Raw genomic sequence first — 18,018 nt, 5'->3', positions numbered from 1 at the left:
TTGGGCATTCGGTCGAACATCAAGAGAACCCTGGCAGATCGTGGAACGCGAGCAGGCGTCCGCGCCTAACTCGCATAATGCTTCTATGTTCCTGCTTCGGAAAAATTCGTGCCGTTGGATTGAAGGCTGGTGCCCAGCCCAGACTGTCCGTGTCATCCCCAGCCCCCTTTGGCTGGCGATAAAACCGGACAACTCATGTGCTTACGTCGGTGCCTGGACCGAGCCCACGACGATTTAGGGGGGTCGGCCTTTGGGATGCCAGAACCATCTGAGGTGGCTGAACCGACTGAGACAGACATGGACGACGGGTGGGTGCAGGGCGTCAGGAGTTAGGCCAGCAGCAAGCCGCCGACGATGGCGATACCGAGTGGCCGGCGAAGCCCGGAACCCGCGCCGCTGCCGAGCGCCAGCGGCAAGGCGCCGAGCAGGGCCGCCATCGTCATCATGATCCCCTGAACCGCAGGATGCAGGCGGTAGGTGGCATCTTCCGCTTACGGATTGCGCGTTCGCGGCCATCGAGCGCGAAGTCGATCATCAATCGCGTTCTTCCTGACGATGCCGACGAGCAGGATCACGCCGATGAGCGCGATCAATTAAAACAGCTTCACTAAGGCCAAGAAGGCGGCGACGCCTGCCGATGGCAGCGTCGACAGGATCCTGACGCTGATCGCAAACCGTGGTCCATCGAGAACAATGTCTTGCCCGTAACGTAAATTGAAAGCGGGCCGGTGGCCTATGGCCCTGCGTAAGGTTATTTTATTAGTCCTGTCTAAGATTAAGCCGGAGGTCCTGAAAATGCAGCAGGCAAAACAAATCTTGGTGACCGGCGGCGCAGGTTTCCTGGGATCATTTTTATGCGAGCGGCTCCTTGCTGAGGGCCATCAGGTAATTTGTGCAGATAACTTCTTCACAGGAAGCCGCAGAAACGTCTCTCATCTCCTCGATGACCGATCGTTCGAGATTATTCGTCATGACGTGACATTTCCACTCTACGTAGAGGTGGACGAAATATACAATCTCGCCTGTCCGGCGAGCCCCGTCCACTATCAGTCCGACCCCGTCCAGACGACCAAGACCAGCGTCCATGGCGCGATCAATATGCTCGGACTGGCCAAGCGGGTTCGCGCACAGATTCTGCAGGCGTCCACCTCCGAAGTCTATGGCGACCCCGAAGTTCATCCGCAGTTGGAAGACTATTGGGGCAGAGTGAACCCGATTGGCCCTCGTTCCTGCTATGACGAAGGCAAGCGATGTGCCGAGACCCTGTTTTTCGACTATTGGCGACAGCACAAGCTGAGGATCAAGGTAGCCCGTATTTTCAATACCTACGGTCCTAGGATGCGTCCCGACGACGGTCGTGTCGTTTCCAATTTCATCGTGCAGGCGCTGCAAAACAAACCGATAACGGTCTACGGCACTGGCCAGCAGACGCGTTCATTCTGCTACGTCGAGGACCTCATCGACGGTCTGGTACGTCTTATGCAGACGTCCGACGATATCACCGGTCCTGTCAATCTCGGCAACCCGGCGGAATTCACGATGCTCGAGCTCGCGAATCTGGTGATCGAACTTACCGGAAGCGGATCGAAGATCAGGTTCTCGCCTCTACCCGTGGACGACCCAAAGCAGCGGCAGCCCGATATCCGATATGCTTCCCGCGAACTCAAATGGAAGCCAAAAATTGCATTGCGTGCTGGCCTTGCCAAGACCATTTCGTATTTCGAGGACGTGCTTTCATCTGGGCACATTCGGCCCGCCGCAGCCGAATGAAGACGGTCCTGGTAACTGGCGGGGCCGGCTATATCGGGTCGCACTGCTGCAAAGCATTCGCCGAATCCGGATGGTCGGTTGTTGCCTTTGACAACCTTTCGCGCGGCTGGCGCGACGCGGTGAAATGGGGACCGTTGATCGAAGCCGATATTTCCGACGCCGCCGCTGTGGCGGCCGCCCTGGACCAGTATCGGCCGGACGCCGTGGCGCATTTCGCTGCCTACGCTTACGTTGGCGAGTCAGTCGAGCGGCCGGAACTTTACTACCGAAACAATAGTTTCGGCACCCTGGTCCTGCTCGAGGAAATGCTGAAGGCCGGCCTGGACAAGCTGATTTTTTCGAGCACCTGCGCAACTTACGGGATTCCGACGCGGTCTCCGATAGACGAAACGCATCGACAGTCGCCCATCAATCCCTATGGCTGGTCCAAATTCATCATAGAAAGGATGGTCGAGGATATCTCGCTTGCTCGCGGCCTCAACGCGGTCGTACTTCGGTATTTCAATGCGGCCGGATGTGACCCCGACGGCGAAATCGGCGAAAGGCATGAACCGGAAACACATGTCATCCCGCTTGCCATAGCGGCGGCAGTGAAGCCAGGCCGCACCTTCGTCATCAACGGGGCCGATTTCGATACCCGCGACGGAACCGCCATGCGGGACTACGTCCACGTTGTCGATCTCGCGCGCGCCCACGTCCTGGCAGGGGAGAAGCTTCTCCGGGACAAGGGCGTCCACGTCTACAACCTCGGAACCGGAGCCGGCACAACGGTGGCAGAACTGGTCGACGCCGTCAGCCGGACTTCGGGAATACGGCTTCCGGTGGCTTACGGGCCGCGCAGGCCAGGCGACCCGCCAGCGCTTGTTGCCGAGGCCGGCAAGGCCGAGCGGGAACTCGGTTGGGTGCCCGAACAATCGGGCATCGACAGGATCGTCGAGACAGCACTGGCTTGGCATCGCAGCCGATTGGAACAAATATAGCGCAGGTGGGCTACCGCGCGGTCAGCAAGCGATCAAGAGCGCCAGCAACCGCGCCGAGCGAAAAATTTTCCTCTATCCGCTTTCGCGCCGCCTGTCCGAGGCGCTCTCGCATGACCGGATCGTCCTTAAGTTTCTTCAGCGCCCGTGCAATGGCCGCCGGCTCGTCCCTTGGAACAATGAGGCCGCCGGATGCCTCGCCATTCGCCAAGATGTCGGGTAGGCCCTGTGCGTCGGTGGCAACGATCGGAAGGCCGCAGGCCATCGCCTCCAACGGTGCGACGGGCATACCTTCGGTGCGGGACGCTGTGACATAGGCATCCGCCGCCGAAAGCCAACGCCGTATCAAAGCCCGGTCCGTGGTATAGTCGCAAAGCCATCTCGCATTCGGTAGAGAGGCCTCGCTCAACAGCCTGGCAAAAATGTCTCGGTCCTGCCCCGAGCCGATGATAACCAGTTCGGACGAAGCATCGCGCGAAAAAAGGGACCATGCGTTCAGGAGCACATCGAGCCCTTTCCGGCGAACGTCGATGCGTCCGTGGTTGACGACGACGAAATTCCCGCTCGCCAAGCCGAGATCTTGCCGCGCCTGCCGACGCTCGATCGCTATCCACTCTCCGCAATCGATGGGGTTGGGGATATTGGCGATGTTGAGCGCTATGTGCGGGTAAGCTTTGGCGAGGCGTTCACGCTCCGCTGCCGATGCGACGATCAGGCCGCTGCAGGCACGGAGAGAAGCCTGCCTGGCGATCGCCTCTATCCAGGAGAGCGTCCGGTCGCCGCCCTGGAACGTTGCATAGAGCGGAATCCGCATACGGACTGCCAGCCAGGCAAGCGCATCAAACCGCGTGTATTCGTATTCCTGAACGAGAATTGCATCACATTGGGATCGGGCGAGCACCTTCCGGAATGCCGGGAGCGGCGTCGCGGACCAGCGCCGCAGACTGTGAGCCGCTGCGGAGTGACCTTGACGCGCGCGCGCGCCGGGAACAATCCAGATCGGCGCGCCCGTGCCGGCATGGTAGTGGCATTCTATCCGCGAAGCATTTTCGGAAGCGCACACGATGACCGGCCTATGCCCGGCCAGTTGCAGAGCGGAGGCGTAACCGAACAGCCAGCCGCCGGTCATCTGTTCGACGAAATCCTTAAGCCGCAATCCTATCGGATCGAGGAATTCCTCCACGACGTCGCCCCATGGAAAGAGGGCGATGACGAGGGAAGAGCGGCGGCCCATCAAGTGCCTCAAAAATTCATTTGCGCCAGGAAAAAGCCGTCTCCGTGCCGCGTGTCGAGCGTTGGTGCAGCACGTATCCGACAGCCGTTATCGGCGCCGCTAGAGCGTAAAGTATCTTGCGGCGACGACGTCCGAAACGAGAAAATGCGATGTCGTGAAACAGTGCCGTCACCGGGTTAATAAATGTGGCGCGGCGTTCCGGCACACGGTCGAAGAGCGCTGCGAGTTCGGGATCCCAGTAGCCGCGACGAACGTGACCCCATTCCTGCATCAGTTCGCTTTCATGCGGGCAATAGGGCTTCATGATGCGGAAATACGGGTAATGCCACTCCGCATGTGGCGTCGAGACAAGAACATACCCGCCTGGGCGCACGACCCTCAAGGCCTCTTGTGCGGCACTACGGTCATCCTCGATGTGTTCAAGCACGTCGAAGAGCGTCGCCACGTCGAAACTGTCATTCGCGAAGGGGAGGTCACAGGCATCGCCGCAGACGAAGGTCGACCTCGCCCAATCTGGCTGGTGGTTGCCCAACTCGGGATCGAGATCGAGGTTAACGACTTCAGCGTTCGGATAGAGGATACTTGCCATCCCGCTGCGCCCGCCTCCAATTTCGAGTATCCGGCCGGGCCCGTCGATCGCCGCGGGCGCGACGCGATGAATCGCGCGCATCTTCTCACGGTAGAAAAGGCCGTCGGTCAGAGCGTTTGGAAAGGGATTTCGAGACAGGAATTGTCCGAGCGGCGCCTTGCGGATCATCGATTTTCTTCCTCAACCAATTTGATGTTCGCCGTTTTCGCCAGCCGAAACGGACGAGGAATTGAAGACCAGCCAGCCAGCCTTCGACCTCTGCCGCGAGGATCCTGGTCCTGCCGGGGGGGCCTTCGAAAAGCGCCTTGACGAATGTTCTCAAAAAATATGCGGGCAGTTGCTTCCAGATGCGATCGATGTTTCCGCGATCGCCAAAATTGTCATATTGCGTGACAAGAGCTGCGACGTGGCCCTTCATGTAGGCTCTTATTTGCTGTCTGAAGCCCGGCCAGTCGCGGCGATGATGATGGAAGACAACGGCGCGAGGTTCATACAGGCAAGTCCCTCCTGTGGCTAGCAGCCGGTACCATAGCTCCGAATCTTCGGAACATCCGGCAGCACCGGCGCCGAGGCGCTCGTCGAACGAGCCTACCCGATCGAAGGCTGATCGCCGGAAGGCCATGTTGGCTCCGGCTCCGATTTTCCAGACATGCGCTCCGCTTGGCCGAGTCTCGTCGAAAAAGCGGCGGTCGAAGAGAAGCGGCACGAAGGTGGTCCCAAAACCGCCCATGTCGAACTGGAAGCGGCGTTGGGCGATCGTATCGAGCCGGGCTGGCAGCACCAGGCCGGTCAGGGCCTCGACGTCCCTTTCTTCAAAGGCGCGTGCGATTTCGGCAGTCCAGCCAGGATGAACCTCGACGTCGTCATCCGTGAACGCGATGATGTCTTGACGGCTTTCCCGGATGCCGGCGGATCGGGCAACACTCAATCCAGGCCGCGGCTCATGAACGTAACGGACCTCAGGAAAGCCGATACATACCGGCCGAGCGCTGCCGTCGCGGGAGTTATCAACGACGATGACTTCGCCCGGGGCGCTGCGTTGCCTTGCAACGCTTTGAAGGCACTCCGCCAGGGCGGGGCCGCGGTCACGCGTGCAAATTACGACTGAGATGTGCTGGGCCGACGCTGACGACGCAGTTGCAAGTTCATCAAGGCGGCCGACAAGGCCCTCGGCCCCGAGCGCCGCCGTCAAACAGAGCGCGGACTTGGGCGATCCTTCATAGGTCGCCCGCAAGGGGGCGCCCAGCGGGGTGCTGCGGGCGGCCAATTGTGCTGCCGAAAATTCCGCCGCGAACTGCCGCAGACGTGCCTCGCTGTAGGGCAATTCGTCAGGCAAGGACGCTCGCATTCCCAGCGGCAAGTCCTTCCACCAGAAGATCGATAGTGAAGGGGTATCTCCGGCATCGGCGTCCGCACAGACGGAGCCGAGATCGATTTGCCTGACACGGAAGGCGTCGCCATTCACCGGTTCTGCTCCCGGATTCTCTGGACGCGGATACGTGAGCGATCATATTCGCCTGCCAGGCCGTAGATTCCGCCCCACAACTCTGCAATGCCGAAACGCAAATCACGACCTTGAAGCTTGCGCGCGGCCCGTGCCAGCGCTTTCAGCCGATCGAAAAACCACCAGCAAACCATGCCACGGTGCCGTGCCTTGAGCTCTCCGTCGGTCCGACGGCTTTTGACAAGAAAGGCCATCATACCAAGTCCCCATGTCCAATATTGCCGTCTCAATTGCTCGATAGTCTCGCGATGCTCGTGGTAAACGGCATACTCCGGTTCATAGATCATGGGCCGGCCTGATCGCAGGACACGATAGAAAATGTCGAGATCGCCACCGCCAGGCAGCGGTGCTCCGGTATCGAGCGCTTCGTCGAAACCGCCCAGCGATACGAGCAGCGTCCGGTCGAAAGCCATGTTGCAGCCGGCGCCGAGAATACCAGACCCTACCGGGTGCAGCGCATTGTCGAATCGGGTGTTGTGGAATTCATTACGCCTGAAGCCGCGGCCAAATCCGCCCCTTCGTTCGAAAAAGATCTGCGCCTCTGTGTCCAGGCGAAGCGGCAGCACCAAACCCGTAAAGCCGCCGGCACCGGGATTGTCCCGGCAGGCTTTGGCAAGCCCGTCAAGCCAGTTGCGGTCGACGACCACGTCATCGTCAAGATAGGCAATCAGGCCACCGCTGGCCGAGTGAAGAGCGGCGTTTCGTGCAAAATCTAGCCCGGGCCTCGGTTCGAATACATAGAGAACGTCCTTGAAGCGCCCGACTGCTTCGCGCGTGGACGAATCCACAGACGCATTGTCCACCACGACGACTTCGACGCTCGGAAAAGCGGTTCCAAGTCGGATGCTGTCGAGCGAACCCAGCAACCTCGAAAGACGTTCGGCGCGGTCCTTCGTACAAATCGCGATGGAGAGGCTCGGCAGGGGCAATTGCCCAACCGGTCTTCGCCGCAGCAATTCCTTATCCATCTTCGCAACCAAGATCCGATCGGCGAAACGTTCATCGGCAATGGATTTCAGTTGCTCCGCCGACAGGATCGCGGCGGAGGCGAGCGCGATCATCTCAAAGCCGACAAGCCGGCCCTGCCAGCGGGCAATGAGACCAACGCCGTCGTGCTCTGGCGCAAGCTCAACCGGGGCCAGCGGAATTGACAGTTCGATGTCGACAATCTTGTAGCCCATCGCCTTAATTCGCACCCATGGCAACACGACCGTTTTGAAACTCGTGAAGTTTTGAAAAATGGCCCGCTCGCTTCAGGAGTTGATCCGGCGGACCAATCTCGATCACGCGTCCTTTCGACATCACGATGATCTGGTCAGCGGCCTGGACGGTGGACAGGCGATGCGCAATGACAACCACGGTGCGATTGTGCGAATATTGCTCGAGGGCGATCTGGAACGCCTGTTCCGTCCCGCCGTCGAGCGCATTCGTGGCTTCGTCCAAAAGGAGAATGTCGGGATTGCGAAGTATGGTCCGGGCCAGGGCGATCCGCTGCCTCTGGCCCCCCGACACGCGCATTCCCTGGTCGCCGATCTGCGTCTCGTAGCCCTCCGGAAGCGAGCGGATGAAATCGTCCGCCTTCGCAATGCGGGCCGCTTGGCTCAGTTCATTCTGACCAGCATCGAAATCGCCGTAAGCGATGTTGGCAGCGATGGTATCGTTGAAGAGGTACACCTCCTGGGACATCAGCGACAGCCGCTTGCGCCAACTGCGCAACTCGAAACATGGAAGCGGCATACCGTCGGCAAGGACTTCCCCCGACGTCGGATCCATGAAGCGAAAGAGCAGGGCCATGACGGTTGACTTGCCGGCACCCGACTCGCCAACGATTGCCGTAGTCTTGCCGGCGGGGATACTGAAAGAGACATCCTGTAGCGCCAAAGGCTGATCGGGCGCATACCGAAAGCAGACATCGCGAAATTCGACGGCGGTCTTGAGCGCGGGCGCCGGCAGATAGCCTTGGCTGAGAAACGGCGTTTGCGTTGTGCGCAGGTACTCGTCCACATCGTCAATCGCGCCCGCAAGCCCGTCCAGCGCAATCTTCGACTGCAGCAATTCCCGTGTGGGACCTTGGAGACGATAAAGCAGCGACAGGAAAGCGGCGAGAGCCGCGATTCCTATGCTTGCGGATTCGGCAATGAGAACCAGTGCACCGATCAGGATCGTGATCGAGATCTCCGAGACAGGCCCGGGGGTCGCCCAAAGCATGTCGAGCCTCAACAGACGACGCCTTACCCTGTCCGATGTCTGAACGAACCGGTCATGCTCGTAGGATTCCTGTGCGAAGGCACGGATCAATTGCAATGAATTGATACTTTCCCACATCCTGAGGCCGAACTGCTTGTTTTCCTCGACGACGGCCTTGCCGGTCTCGTCAGCGCGTCGCGTGGCCAGACGAATGGCCATTGCTGCGAAAAGCAGGAAAATCATCGAAAAAAAGGTCAATCGGACCGAGATCAATAGCATCAAGAGAACGAAGACGCCGAAGGTACAAAGGCAGACCATCAATCGGTAGGCCAGGCTCAGGCCTTGGCTGACCTTCCAGGTATTGTTGGCAATCGTCGTGATGATGTCCGTTCGTCTGTTCTCGACACGGTAGTCGATGCACGAACTTATCGTCTGATCGAAAACCCTGGATCGCAACCGGTGCGCGACGAGGCCGTCGATGTATCTGGTTACCCAGGTGTTGGCGAGATGGACTGCATTCTTGAGGACGATGCTGACGCAAAGCGCTCCGACCAGGAAGGCGGTTAGGTAATGATGCGGAATGGGCGACAGGATTCTATCAAACATCGGTTGCCATCTACCGGGCTGAGGCGGCGAGGCTCCGAGGCTCTGCAGCAGGGGAATGAACAGAACGAGACCCGTACCTTCCAGAACCGCTGCGAGCAGTCCAAGCCCCACCACGGTCGGCCCAGCCCAGGCTGGCGCCGCCGCCAGGCGAAAGAGCCGCCGCAATCGCACGACCAGTCTCACCAGATGCTCTCTGCGTAGTGGGGTTGGAACTCGGCGTTCTTGTTTCGCATCCTTTTCATCCGGATTTTGACCCACCGAGGGACCAGCCGGGCTCGGCAATAAATGTCCATCATTCTTGGCAGGCGAGAAATCGCCGTCCCTGGCTCCATAAGGAAGAGTTTCTTCATCAGGCCATACGCTGCCGAAAGCCGCCCACAGATCAAGGCTCTTACGGCGAGCCAATGCAGCATGTCGATCAGATGATCGTCGAGATCGTCCCCGAACTGCGGGTACTTCTGGCGAAACTCGGCAAGGACAATTTCACAAGAACGAAGCATCTGCATGACATCGCTCGACATGTTGGCGTTCGTCATCCGGTAACCCACGAGGTACTGAGGGACGACGCGAAACTCGTAACTTTCGGCTATTCTGAGGCACATCAGCAGGTCCTCGCAGCCTTGTGCGTTCCTAGCTCTCAAGGAAGGGTCGAAGCCTCCCGCTCGCTCGAACGCGGCGCGACGGACCAGCATTGAACTTCCGTTGCCAACAAAATTCGTCCTGCACATGCGTTGGAGCACGCGACCCTCGGCATCGGGCCGGTTATGCAATGAGAATACCCGGCCGTCGCCGTCTATATCGGCGAACCAGCAATATGCCAGGCCTGCCGAAGAGCCGCCTTGCTGTAAGGTGCACATCTGAAGCGCGATTTTGGAGGGGGCCCAAAGATCGTCGGCGTCGACAAAAGCCAGGAACTCCGCATCGGTAGAAGCAACTCCACGATTGCGCGCTTTCGCAACGCCGCCGTTCGACTGCCTTATCAAGCGGATACGGCGATCCTGTTCAGTGTAGGAGGCCACAATCGAAGCAGAAAGGTCTGTCGAGCCGTCGTCGACGACGACAATGTCCAGCGCCTGGTAGTGTTGCCCGCAGATGCTGTTCAGGGTCGCGCGAATCGTTCGTTCAGCATTGAACATCGGCACCACGACGCCCACCGTGGTATTGTCTTGGATCATGGGCCTCTGTTGTCTCCGCGAACAGTTGGCTATGCAGGCACTGTAACCGGGCGCCCGGCGAGCTTCTCAGCGACGCGCACCCCTGACTTCGATGGCTCTGCCGACTGCGCGTGGTGCAGGAACCTGGACGGTGTGAGTTATGGCGACATGCTGCACTGCAACACAAAATTACACCGCAATGCGCAATATTGCTAATTTAATTATCTCTGATTGCGCTTTGCACGATCAGTTTTTCTTACGGCTCGAAACAGCGCTTGAACCGCAAGACAGCGTCTTGGCGCGCTGATCACCCCGGCCCAAGCCGGACAGCACGGCGACCAAACCCGCCAGCTACGCCACGCGGGATACGATCCCGCGGCCTTGGAGCAGGGGACTTGCCTACATCGCACATGTCGTCGATATGAAGGTCGATGAGTTCGCCGAAGGTTTTCAGGCGCGCTATTCGGGACTTTGTCGGCGTCTCACCGCGATCCGCTTGGCGCTCGGCGTCGGTTGCCCAACGCCGTGCGTCGTCTCGGCGCAGGAAGGTCTCGCTGACGTAGCCACCTTTGCGACGGACTTGGACACGCCAGGAACCGGACGAGAGTTTTGTGTAGGTGGCCATATTTTCGTGCGCTCCGTGTGCACTGAGAGACGAAACGTGGCGAAAAGGGTCGTATTCTGGCGTAAATTCGTGTGCACTCGGCAGGTCTAACGATTTGATGTTAAAGAAAAAATGCTGAAAAATCAAGGTCATAGACTGGCTATTGCACCCATGATGGACTGGACGGACCGGCATTGCCGGTTCTTTCATCGCCAGCTGACGACACATGCACTGCTTTATACCGAAATGGTTGTGGCCGACGCGGTCATCCACGGCGCGCGAGAGCGGCTGCTTGGCTTCGATGAGGTGGAACATCCCGTCGCCCTGCAACTTGGCGGCTCCGATGCGGCAAAACTTGCCGAAGCGGCGCGCGTTGGCGAAGCCTTCGGTTATGACGAAATCAATCTCAATGTCGGCTGCCCGTCCGACCGCGTCCAGTCGGGCACGTTCGGCGCCTGCTTGATGAAAGTACCCGACCTCGTCGCAACCTGCGTCGCGGCGATGAAGGCGGCGGTGACGGTGCCAGTCACGGTCAAGTGCCGCATCGGCGTAGACGAACAGGATCCGGAGCCGGCGCTCGATGCACTGGCGAATGGGGTTTTCGATGCCGGCGCCGATGCTTTGTGGGTGCACGCACGCAAGGCGTGGCTGGAAGGGCTGAGCCCCAAGGAAAATCGCGACATCCCGCCGCTCGACTATAACAGGGTCTACCGGCTGAAGGCTGGTAAACAAAACAAATTCATTGGCATCAATGGCGGTATTCAATCTCTTGACGAGGCGCGGCTGCATCTCGACCATGCCGACGGAGCCATGCTCGGCCGCGCCGCGTACCACACACCAGGCATTCTGGCCGGGGTTGACGCCGCCTTCTACGGTGCGCGGTCGGAAGCGTTCGATTTCGCGGCACTGATCGATGCGATGGCGGATTATGCGGCGCGCCATATCGAACGGGGCGGCCGGCTCGGCCATGTTACCCGCCATATGGTCGGCCTGTTTCACGGGCTGCCCGGCGCGCGCCGCTACCGTCAGATCCTGTCCACCGACGCAACTCGACCCGGGGCTGGGGCGGATATGCTGAAGATGGCTTTCGCGGCTGTCGAACTCGGTGGAGCGGCCGCCGAAGCGGCCTGAGCTCAGTCCCTGAGGATCATCCGGTCGCCGCGCACGTCGAAACCCGACAGCGAACCGATGAAATTCATGCCCAGCAGGCTTTGGCTCAGCATGCCGGGGGCGGCGATCATCACCGGCATATGCTTGCGCACGATGCCGCCGATCGCCAGTTCGTCGGTTTTGACCGCCGCGGCGCGCGCCATGCCATTGGCGGTCGAAACCGGTAGCGTGTAGTTGAGCGCCGCGGGATTGAAGCCTGAGGCCTGGGCGTCCTCCGAACTCAGCACCGTGCTGGTGGCGCCGGTGTCGACAACGGCGCGAACCGGGTTGCCGTTGACCAGGATGCGCGCTTCGAAATGACCATTGTCGGCCTTGTCCAAGGTCACGGTGGCGTGGCCGTCTTCGACACCGAGCGCCAGCGGGCTGCCGGGAACGAGACCGGCGGTCACCCGGCTGGCGACGTCCTGCAACTCGTAGCGATATTGATAGCCGGCGATCAGCGCGAGCACGATAGCCGCCCAGGCGCCGAGGTTGCGGGCCATTGCTCCCAGCGGAGCCGACCGCAGCAAGCCGGCGCCGATAAGGGCGCCGAAAGCCCCAAGCCAGATCAGCCGACCAAAATCGTGGTTCTCGACGCCGAACGTGCTGCCGGCGGAATCGTTGAGCATGAGCAGGGCTGCCCCGACACCGATCACCGCCATCACAATCCAGAACAGCCGGCTGCTCACTCGTCCCTCGCTAGAGTGCGTCGCGTTCGCGTGCCATGCGGGTGCGGCGCGTTTCCCGGCGCGGCCGGCGCTCGACGGTTTCAAGCCGGGCCGGCAGTTCGGCCATCACGCTCCGGCGCGTCTCGGGCGTCATCCCTATCCAGGCGCCGATCTCCTCGCGCGTGCGGCCGCAACCGAAGCAGAAGCCGGTTTGCATATCGATCGAACAGACCAGGATGCAGGGAGATTCGATGGCCGTCATGACTTTCTCTCGAGAGACCCGGTCCGGAATCCGCTCTTCCATCTCCACATGGTGCAACGGCGCAGCCAATGCAAGCCCTCCCGATTGCGCCTTCCGTGGCCGCCTTTGCGGCAAACCAGGAAGGACGATCGAGGAGGTTGTGCCGAGCACGCAAGGCAGCTATTCCGCTCCTCTGCTCCAGGAACCATTGTTCGCGACATGACCAATGCACTGCCTTTCGACGATTTCCGCGACCTGCTCGGCAATCTGCCATTAGCCGACCTCAAAGCTGAAGCGCGCGTGCGCGCACTGTTTGCCAAGGCCGGCAAGCCTGAAAATTCGCTTGGCCGCGTCGAGGACATCGCCGCATGGCTCGCGGCCTGGAGCGGTCGCGCTCCGCCTGCCGTGACTAGGCCCCTGATGGCTGTCTTTGCCGGCAACCACGGCGTTGCCAGGCATGGCATTTCGCCGAGGCCCGTGGCGGCGACCGCCAACGCGGTCGAGCTTTGCGCGGCCGGTGGTGCGGCGATCAACCAGATCTGCATTGCCCACGACCTCGGTCTGAAGGTGTTCGATCTTGCCCTGCACATCCCGACCGGCGACATCGCCGCGGACGCAGCGCTCGATGAGCGCGGTTGCGCCGCCACCATGGCCTTCGGCATGGAGGCGATTGCCGGCGGCACCGATCTGCTTTGTCTCGGCGATCTCGGCGTCGGCAACTCCACCGTCGCCGCCGCCCTGCTCGCCGCGGTTTTTGGGGGCAGGGGTGTCGACTGGGTTGGCCCGGGATCCGGCGCCGATGCGGCGATGCGGGCTCGCAAGGCAGAGGTGGTCGATGCGGCGCTGGCCTTTCACGGCCGCGATCTCGAAGACCCGCTTGAAGCGCTGCGCCGGGTCGGCGGCCGCGAGTTCGCCGCGATAGCCGGCGCAATCCTTGCCGCGCGGATGCAGCGGATACCGGTACTGCTCGATGGCTTCGCGGCAACGGCAGCCGCGGCGGTGCTGCATGCAGCGAACCCCGCAGCGCTTGATCACTGTCTTCTCGCCAGCCTGTCGCCGGAGCCCGCGCATGCAAGGGCCGCCGAGCGCCTTGGGCTGCGTCCGCTGCTCGATCTGGGGATCGGCCACGGCGAAGGGGCAGGAGCCGCTCTGGCGGCTGGGCTGGTCAAGGCGGCGGCACTGACCAGTTCGGGCATGGCGGCCGCGGTTCGCGGTTGACCACACGGCACCGGCGTTTACGAGGCCCTTACCGCCGTCGCGCGGCCACCGCCGCGGTCGGCAGCGCCGGCAGTTCTTCCATCACCCGGCTCAGCGGGAAGATGGCGATCGCCTCGGTGCCTTCGCGCAGCTTGGAATGAAGCTCGAACTCGCCGCCATGCATGGCGAGCAGCCCTTGTACGATCGGCAGGCCAAGCCCGGTGCCTTGCTCGGCGCTCTTGATGGCGATCGAACCCTGGCCGAAGGCTGAAAGCACGACCGGGATCTCGTCCTCGGGAATGCCCGGACCGTTGTCCTTGATCGAAATGTATTGTCCGCCGCCCGCCGTCCAGCCGACCCGGACGCGGATTTCGCCGCCGGAGGCGGTGAACTTGATGGCATTGGACAGAAGGTTGAGAGTGATCTGGCGCACGGCGCGCTCGTCGGCGAACAGGCGCGGCAATGTCTGTTCGAAATCCTGGAGGACGCGGATGTCCTTGTTGCGCGCCTTCAACTCCATCATGTGGCAGCAATCCTCGACGATGTTGAGCAACATGACAGGCTCCTCGTTGAGCTGATATCGGCCGGCCTCGATGCGCGATAGGTCGAGGATCTCGTTGATAAGATCGAGCAGATGCTGGCCTGAGTCATGCACGTCGTGGGCGTAGTCGCGATAGGTGGGATTGCTCATCGGCCCGAGGACCTCGTTCGCCATCACCTCGGAAAAGCCGAGAATGGCATTGAGCGGCGTGCGCAATTCATGGCTCATCGAAGCGAGGAAACGCGACTTTGCCAGGTTGGCGTCCTCGGCCCGCCGCCGCGCCTCGTCCGACATCGACTTCGCCGTCTCCACTTCGGCGATCAGCGCGTCCTTTTCGGAGCGGAATGACAACAGCAGCAGAGAGAAGCGATTGAGGTGACTGGCAATATAGGCGAAGAAAGGCAGCGACAGGACAAGCAAGGCGGCCATGATGGCCCCGACCGGCATCCACGACTTGGTCGCGGCATAGGCGTAGAGTGCCACTGGAACCGCGAAGGTCGCCAGCAGTGCTCCGCTCAGGGAGGAGGCCATGAGGGCGGTCCCTGCCATGGCAAACAGCAGCACCACCGCCTTGACCGCCTGGAACTGGTCGACCTCGCAGGCCCCGCAGCCCAGCCAGACGAACCAGGCCCAGCCCAGACCACAAAGGAAGTGGCCGACCAGGAATTCCCTTCGCGTTTGCAAGGCGTTAAGTTCGGAAGCTTCCGTGCGCTCGATGCGCCGCGCCATGAAAACGACGATCGTATAAGAGATCAGCGTAAACAACGCCCAGAGCCCGATCTCATTGCCCACACCGGCCAGACGGCCGGCCGCGGCGATCGCCAGGACGAGCATCGGGATGACGACGGCACCGCTGGTCATCGCCTGGGCATGGAGCTTCAGCAGCTCGCGGTCGAAATCGAGATTGCCGGCCTGCTGCGAAAGACGGTCGCGCGTCTTGCGAACCGCGCGCGCGACATCGCTGTTGCGATGCCGTTTCCTGCGGTCCACAATGAACTTGTCCGCTGTGTTCGAGCGTTGCAAGGGCATCAAAAGCTTCAATTTATGCGCGCAGCGATTTCAAGGTGTTAAGCTACGTTCGAATGATTAACCAACCGTTTGCCATATGAGCCGTTCCTGGTCGCCAAGGTCGCGCCCGAGGTACGCGGCAGCGCACCCGAGAAGCCCGTGGCGCAAGCTGCTGGACTACGGGCTGACCGTCATCATTCTGGGGCTGCTGATCCTGCTTGCGGCGCGTCTCGATCGAGTGGAGACACGCAAGACTCAAGGTATAGCCATCATCAATGACGGCGATTCGATCACGCTTGGCGCCGAGCGCTTCCGCATGCGTGGCATCGATGCCCCGGAATACACCCAGACTTGTCGCAATAACGGGGCCGATTATGCCTGTGGCACGCTGGCGCGCCAGTCACTGGTGCGGTTGATTGCCGGCAGGCCGGTCACCTGCAGCGGCTGGCAGCGCGACCGCTATGGCCGGTTGCTCGGCGACTGCAAGGCCGGCGGCACCGACCTAAACCGGGCCCAGGTCGAGGCCGGCTGGGCCGTTGCATATGGCGCTTTCGAAGGCGAGGAAGCGACGGCCCGCGCGGCCAGGGTTGGCATCTGGGCGGGCACGTTCGACCAGCCGCAGGACTGGCGCGACAGTCACCACGGCGGGGCCGTCGAGCGAAAACATGGCACACTGGCGTCCATGGGCGACGCGGCGCGCGAGATTTTTCGCTTCTGGTGAAGCGTGTCTGGCGGAAGGAAAAGGAGGATCGAAATGAAGCTGTTCGACGGCGGCCGGGCACCCAACCCTCGGCGGGTTCGGGTTTTTCTCGCCGAGAAGGGGATCGCGGTTCCGTTGGTGCCCGTCGACATGGGCGCGCTGGAGCACAAGCAGCCGCCGGTAAGCTCGCGCAACCCGCTGCGGCGCCTGCCGGTGCTGGAACTCGATGACGGCACCATCCTCACCGAATCCGTCGCGATCTGCCGCTATTTCGAGGAACTCCATCCCAAGCCGGCATTGTTCGGGAACGGCGCGCTTGGCAAGGCGCAGGTCGAGATGTGGCAGAGGCGGATGGAGTTCAACCTGCTCGCCAGCGTCACGCAGTCTTTCCGCCATATCCATCCCGCCATGAAGGAATGGGAAATCCCGCAGATCCCCGAATGGGGCGAGGCCAACAAGCCGAAAGCCGTGGAGTTTCTCACGTTGCTGGATGCTGAACTCGGTAGCCGTGAATTCGTCGCCGGCGACAGCTATTCCATTGCCGACATCACAGGTTTGATCGCGATCGACTTCATGAAGCCGGCACGCATCAAGGTGCCGGAGGAATGCACCAATGTGTCGCGGTGGCATCAGGCGATCTCCAGCCGGCCGAGTGCCGCCGCTTGAGCGTGGAACTGGACAGCTTCGCCACGACGGTCCGCGCTTGCCGCATCTGCGCGGACAACCCCATCGGCAAGCCGCTGCCGCATGAGCCGCGTCCGGTGCTGCGACCCTCTTCCAGCGCCCGCATCCTGATCGCCAGCCAAGCACCGGGAACCAAGGTGCATCTGTCGGGCATGCCCTTCACCGATGCTTCGGGCGACCGTTTGCGGACTTGGCTTGATGTGACCAGCGACGAATTCTACGACATCGAGAAATTCGCCATCGTGCCGATGGGCTTCTGCTTTCCCGGACAGGACGCCAAGGGCGGCGACCTGCCGCCGAGGCGCGAATGCGCCCCGGCCTGGCGCGCCCCCTTGATGGCGCTGATGCCGAGGATCGACCTGGTGCTGACGATCGGCATCTACGCGCAGTCCTGGCATATGGGCGCGGCGCGGCGCGCCTCGCTGACGGAAACGGTGATGGACTGGCGCGCCATCTGGGAGAATTCCGTCGGTCCCAAAGTGCTGCCGCTGCCACATCCATCCTGGCGCAACACGGGCTGGTTGAAACAGAATCCGTGGTTTGAAATGGAATTGCTGCCTTTCCTGCGCCCGGAAATTCGCTATCGCCTGGGTTAGACATTGAGCAAGAAATCACTCGCTTTCAACGCTGGTGGCAGAATTTCTTTCTTGTGAACGGCCCAAATAAAAGGGAATATAGCGAAATTATTCCACCAGGAGCCTCCGATGGATCGCCTCGACCGAAAAATTCTCCGCCTGCTGCAGGAGGACGCGACGCTCGCGGTCGCCGACGTCGCCAAGAAAGTTGGCCTGTCGACCACGCCGTGCTGGCGGCGCATCCAGAAGCTGGAGGAGGAGGGCGTCATCAAGCGGCGCGTCGCCATTCTCGACCACGAGAAGGTCAATGTGCGGGTCACCGTCTTCGTGTCGATCCGCACCAATTCGCACAGCCATGAATGGCTGCGCCGGTTTTCCGAGGTCATCCAGGAATTTCCCGAGGTGGTCGAATTTTACCGCATGAGTGGCGACGTCGATTACCTCTTGCGCGTCGTGGTGCCCGACATCGCCGCCTATGACGCCTTTTACAAACGGCTGATCGCGAAGATCGAGATCCGGGACGTGTCGTCGTCCTTCGCCATGGAGCAGATCAAGTACACGACCGAAATCCCGCTCGACTATATGGTGCTGGACAAGGAGTCGGGCGCGAACGCGGCCTGAGCCCGCCGT

General features: G+C 61.1%; 18 protein-coding genes. 8 read left to right on the top strand and 10 right to left on the bottom strand.

Translation table 11 applies throughout. The annotated features are described in order from the left end of the window. Nucleotides 1–329: 329 nt before the first annotated feature. Nucleotides 330–470: an efflux RND transporter permease subunit gene (locus tag AC3CB8_RS19985; RefSeq protein WP_352565623.1), complete on the bottom strand. Its 141-nt coding sequence runs from the start codon at nucleotides 468–470 to the stop codon at nucleotides 330–332. 325 nt (nucleotides 471–795) lie between these two features. On the opposite strand from AC3CB8_RS19985, the gene AC3CB8_RS19980 reads away from it, so the two are divergent. Both AC3CB8_RS19980 and galE read left to right on the top strand, forming a co-directional pair. Further along, nucleotides 796–1,770 carry a UDP-glucuronic acid decarboxylase family protein gene (locus tag AC3CB8_RS19980; protein ID WP_023773766.1) on the top strand — a complete coding sequence of 325 codons (975 nt, stop codon included), beginning with the start codon at nucleotides 796–798 and terminating at the stop codon, nucleotides 1,768–1,770. Further along, nucleotides 1,767–2,750: a UDP-glucose 4-epimerase GalE gene (gene galE / locus AC3CB8_RS19975; protein WP_352565575.1), complete on the top strand. Its 984-nt coding sequence runs from the start codon at nucleotides 1,767–1,769 to the stop codon at nucleotides 2,748–2,750. The genes AC3CB8_RS19980 and galE overlap by 4 nt, the downstream gene beginning before the upstream one ends. Before the next feature lie 10 nt (nucleotides 2,751–2,760). Here the strand turns inward: galE and AC3CB8_RS19970 are convergent, their stop codons facing one another. Genes AC3CB8_RS19970 through AC3CB8_RS19945 form a run of 6 tightly spaced genes read right to left on the bottom strand, consistent with a single transcriptional unit; the run spans nucleotide 2,761 to nucleotide 10,042 of the window. Next, nucleotides 2,761–3,981, bottom strand: coding sequence for a glycosyltransferase family 4 protein (locus AC3CB8_RS19970; RefSeq protein ID WP_352565573.1), 1,221 nt, complete (start codon nucleotides 3,979–3,981; stop codon nucleotides 2,761–2,763). A 16-nt stretch (nucleotides 3,982–3,997) separates the two neighbouring features. Then, entirely contained in the window at nucleotides 3,998–4,738 is a 741-nt protein-coding gene (locus AC3CB8_RS19965; RefSeq protein ID WP_031248193.1) for a class I SAM-dependent methyltransferase, read from the bottom strand. Next, nucleotides 4,656–6,035, bottom strand: a complete 1,380-nt coding sequence (locus tag AC3CB8_RS19960; protein ID WP_352565571.1) for a glycosyltransferase family 2 protein — start codon at nucleotides 6,033–6,035, stop codon at nucleotides 4,656–4,658. The genes AC3CB8_RS19965 and AC3CB8_RS19960 overlap by 83 nt, the downstream gene beginning before the upstream one ends. Further along, on the bottom strand, nucleotides 6,032–7,255 hold the full coding sequence (locus tag AC3CB8_RS19955; protein ID WP_023773760.1) for a glycosyltransferase family 2 protein: 1,224 nt from the start codon (nucleotides 7,253–7,255) through the stop codon (nucleotides 6,032–6,034). The genes AC3CB8_RS19960 and AC3CB8_RS19955 overlap by 4 nt, the downstream gene beginning before the upstream one ends. 4 nt (nucleotides 7,256–7,259) lie before the next feature. Then, on the bottom strand, nucleotides 7,260–9,050 hold the full coding sequence (locus AC3CB8_RS19950; RefSeq protein ID WP_352565569.1) for an ABC transporter ATP-binding protein: 1,791 nt from the start codon (nucleotides 9,048–9,050) through the stop codon (nucleotides 7,260–7,262). Then, nucleotides 9,047–10,042 (bottom strand): glycosyltransferase family 2 protein, encoded by a 996-nt coding sequence (locus AC3CB8_RS19945; RefSeq protein ID WP_023784072.1) that lies wholly within the window; start codon nucleotides 10,040–10,042, stop codon nucleotides 9,047–9,049. Before AC3CB8_RS19945 ends, AC3CB8_RS19950 begins: the two co-directional genes overlap by 4 nt. 715 nt (nucleotides 10,043–10,757) lie before the next feature. Here AC3CB8_RS19945 and dusA point away from each other — a divergent pair. Beyond that, nucleotides 10,758–11,756: a tRNA dihydrouridine(20/20a) synthase DusA gene (dusA, locus tag AC3CB8_RS19940; RefSeq protein WP_023795176.1), complete on the top strand. Its 999-nt coding sequence runs from the start codon at nucleotides 10,758–10,760 to the stop codon at nucleotides 11,754–11,756. Nucleotides 11,757–11,758: 2 nt separating this feature from the next. Here dusA and AC3CB8_RS19935 read toward each other — a convergent pair whose 3' ends face one another. Next, a complete protein-coding gene (locus AC3CB8_RS19935; RefSeq protein ID WP_023795175.1) occupies nucleotides 11,759–12,463 on the bottom strand; it encodes a TIGR02281 family clan AA aspartic protease in 705 nt (234 codons plus the stop codon). Nucleotides 12,464–12,473: 10 nt separating this feature from the next. Next, a complete protein-coding gene (locus AC3CB8_RS19930; RefSeq protein WP_031241281.1) occupies nucleotides 12,474–12,704 on the bottom strand; it encodes a DUF1289 domain-containing protein in 231 nt (76 codons plus the stop codon). A 198-nt stretch (nucleotides 12,705–12,902) separates the two neighbouring features. On the opposite strand from AC3CB8_RS19930, the gene AC3CB8_RS19925 reads away from it, so the two are divergent. Continuing rightward, on the top strand, nucleotides 12,903–13,901 hold the full coding sequence (locus AC3CB8_RS19925) for a nicotinate-nucleotide--dimethylbenzimidazole phosphoribosyltransferase (RefSeq protein ID WP_352565566.1): 999 nt from the start codon (nucleotides 12,903–12,905) through the stop codon (nucleotides 13,899–13,901). Nucleotides 13,902–13,929: 28 nt separating this feature from the next. Here AC3CB8_RS19925 and AC3CB8_RS19920 read toward each other — a convergent pair whose 3' ends face one another. Then, nucleotides 13,930–15,450 carry a sensor histidine kinase gene (locus AC3CB8_RS19920; RefSeq protein WP_023784075.1) on the bottom strand — a complete coding sequence of 507 codons (1,521 nt, stop codon included), beginning with the start codon at nucleotides 15,448–15,450 and terminating at the stop codon, nucleotides 13,930–13,932. 76 nt (nucleotides 15,451–15,526) lie between these two features. On the opposite strand from AC3CB8_RS19920, the gene AC3CB8_RS19915 reads away from it, so the two are divergent. The 4 genes from AC3CB8_RS19915 (at nucleotide 15,527) to AC3CB8_RS19900 (ending at nucleotide 18,009) form a co-directional block, all read left to right on the top strand. Further along, nucleotides 15,527–16,150, top strand: a complete 624-nt coding sequence (locus tag AC3CB8_RS19915; RefSeq protein ID WP_352565564.1) for a thermonuclease family protein — start codon at nucleotides 15,527–15,529, stop codon at nucleotides 16,148–16,150. A 33-nt stretch (nucleotides 16,151–16,183) separates the two neighbouring features. Continuing rightward, on the top strand, nucleotides 16,184–16,795 hold the full coding sequence (locus AC3CB8_RS19910; protein WP_023795172.1) for a glutathione S-transferase: 612 nt from the start codon (nucleotides 16,184–16,186) through the stop codon (nucleotides 16,793–16,795). Then, nucleotides 16,735–17,409, top strand: coding sequence for a uracil-DNA glycosylase family protein (locus tag AC3CB8_RS19905; protein ID WP_032924315.1), 675 nt, complete (start codon nucleotides 16,735–16,737; stop codon nucleotides 17,407–17,409). The genes AC3CB8_RS19910 and AC3CB8_RS19905 overlap by 61 nt, the downstream gene beginning before the upstream one ends. A gap of 108 nt (nucleotides 17,410–17,517) precedes the next feature. After that, the gene (locus AC3CB8_RS19900; RefSeq protein WP_006205209.1) at nucleotides 17,518–18,009 is read left to right on the top strand and encodes an Lrp/AsnC family transcriptional regulator; all 492 of its coding nucleotides are present in this window, start codon (nucleotides 17,518–17,520) and stop codon (nucleotides 18,007–18,009) included. Nucleotides 18,010–18,018: the final 9 nt, after the last annotated feature.

It is taken from the genome of Mesorhizobium sp. P160927, assembly GCF_057766385.1.
Note: the sequence above shows the minus strand (reverse complement) of the source record. Positions and strands in the feature narration are given on the sequence as shown.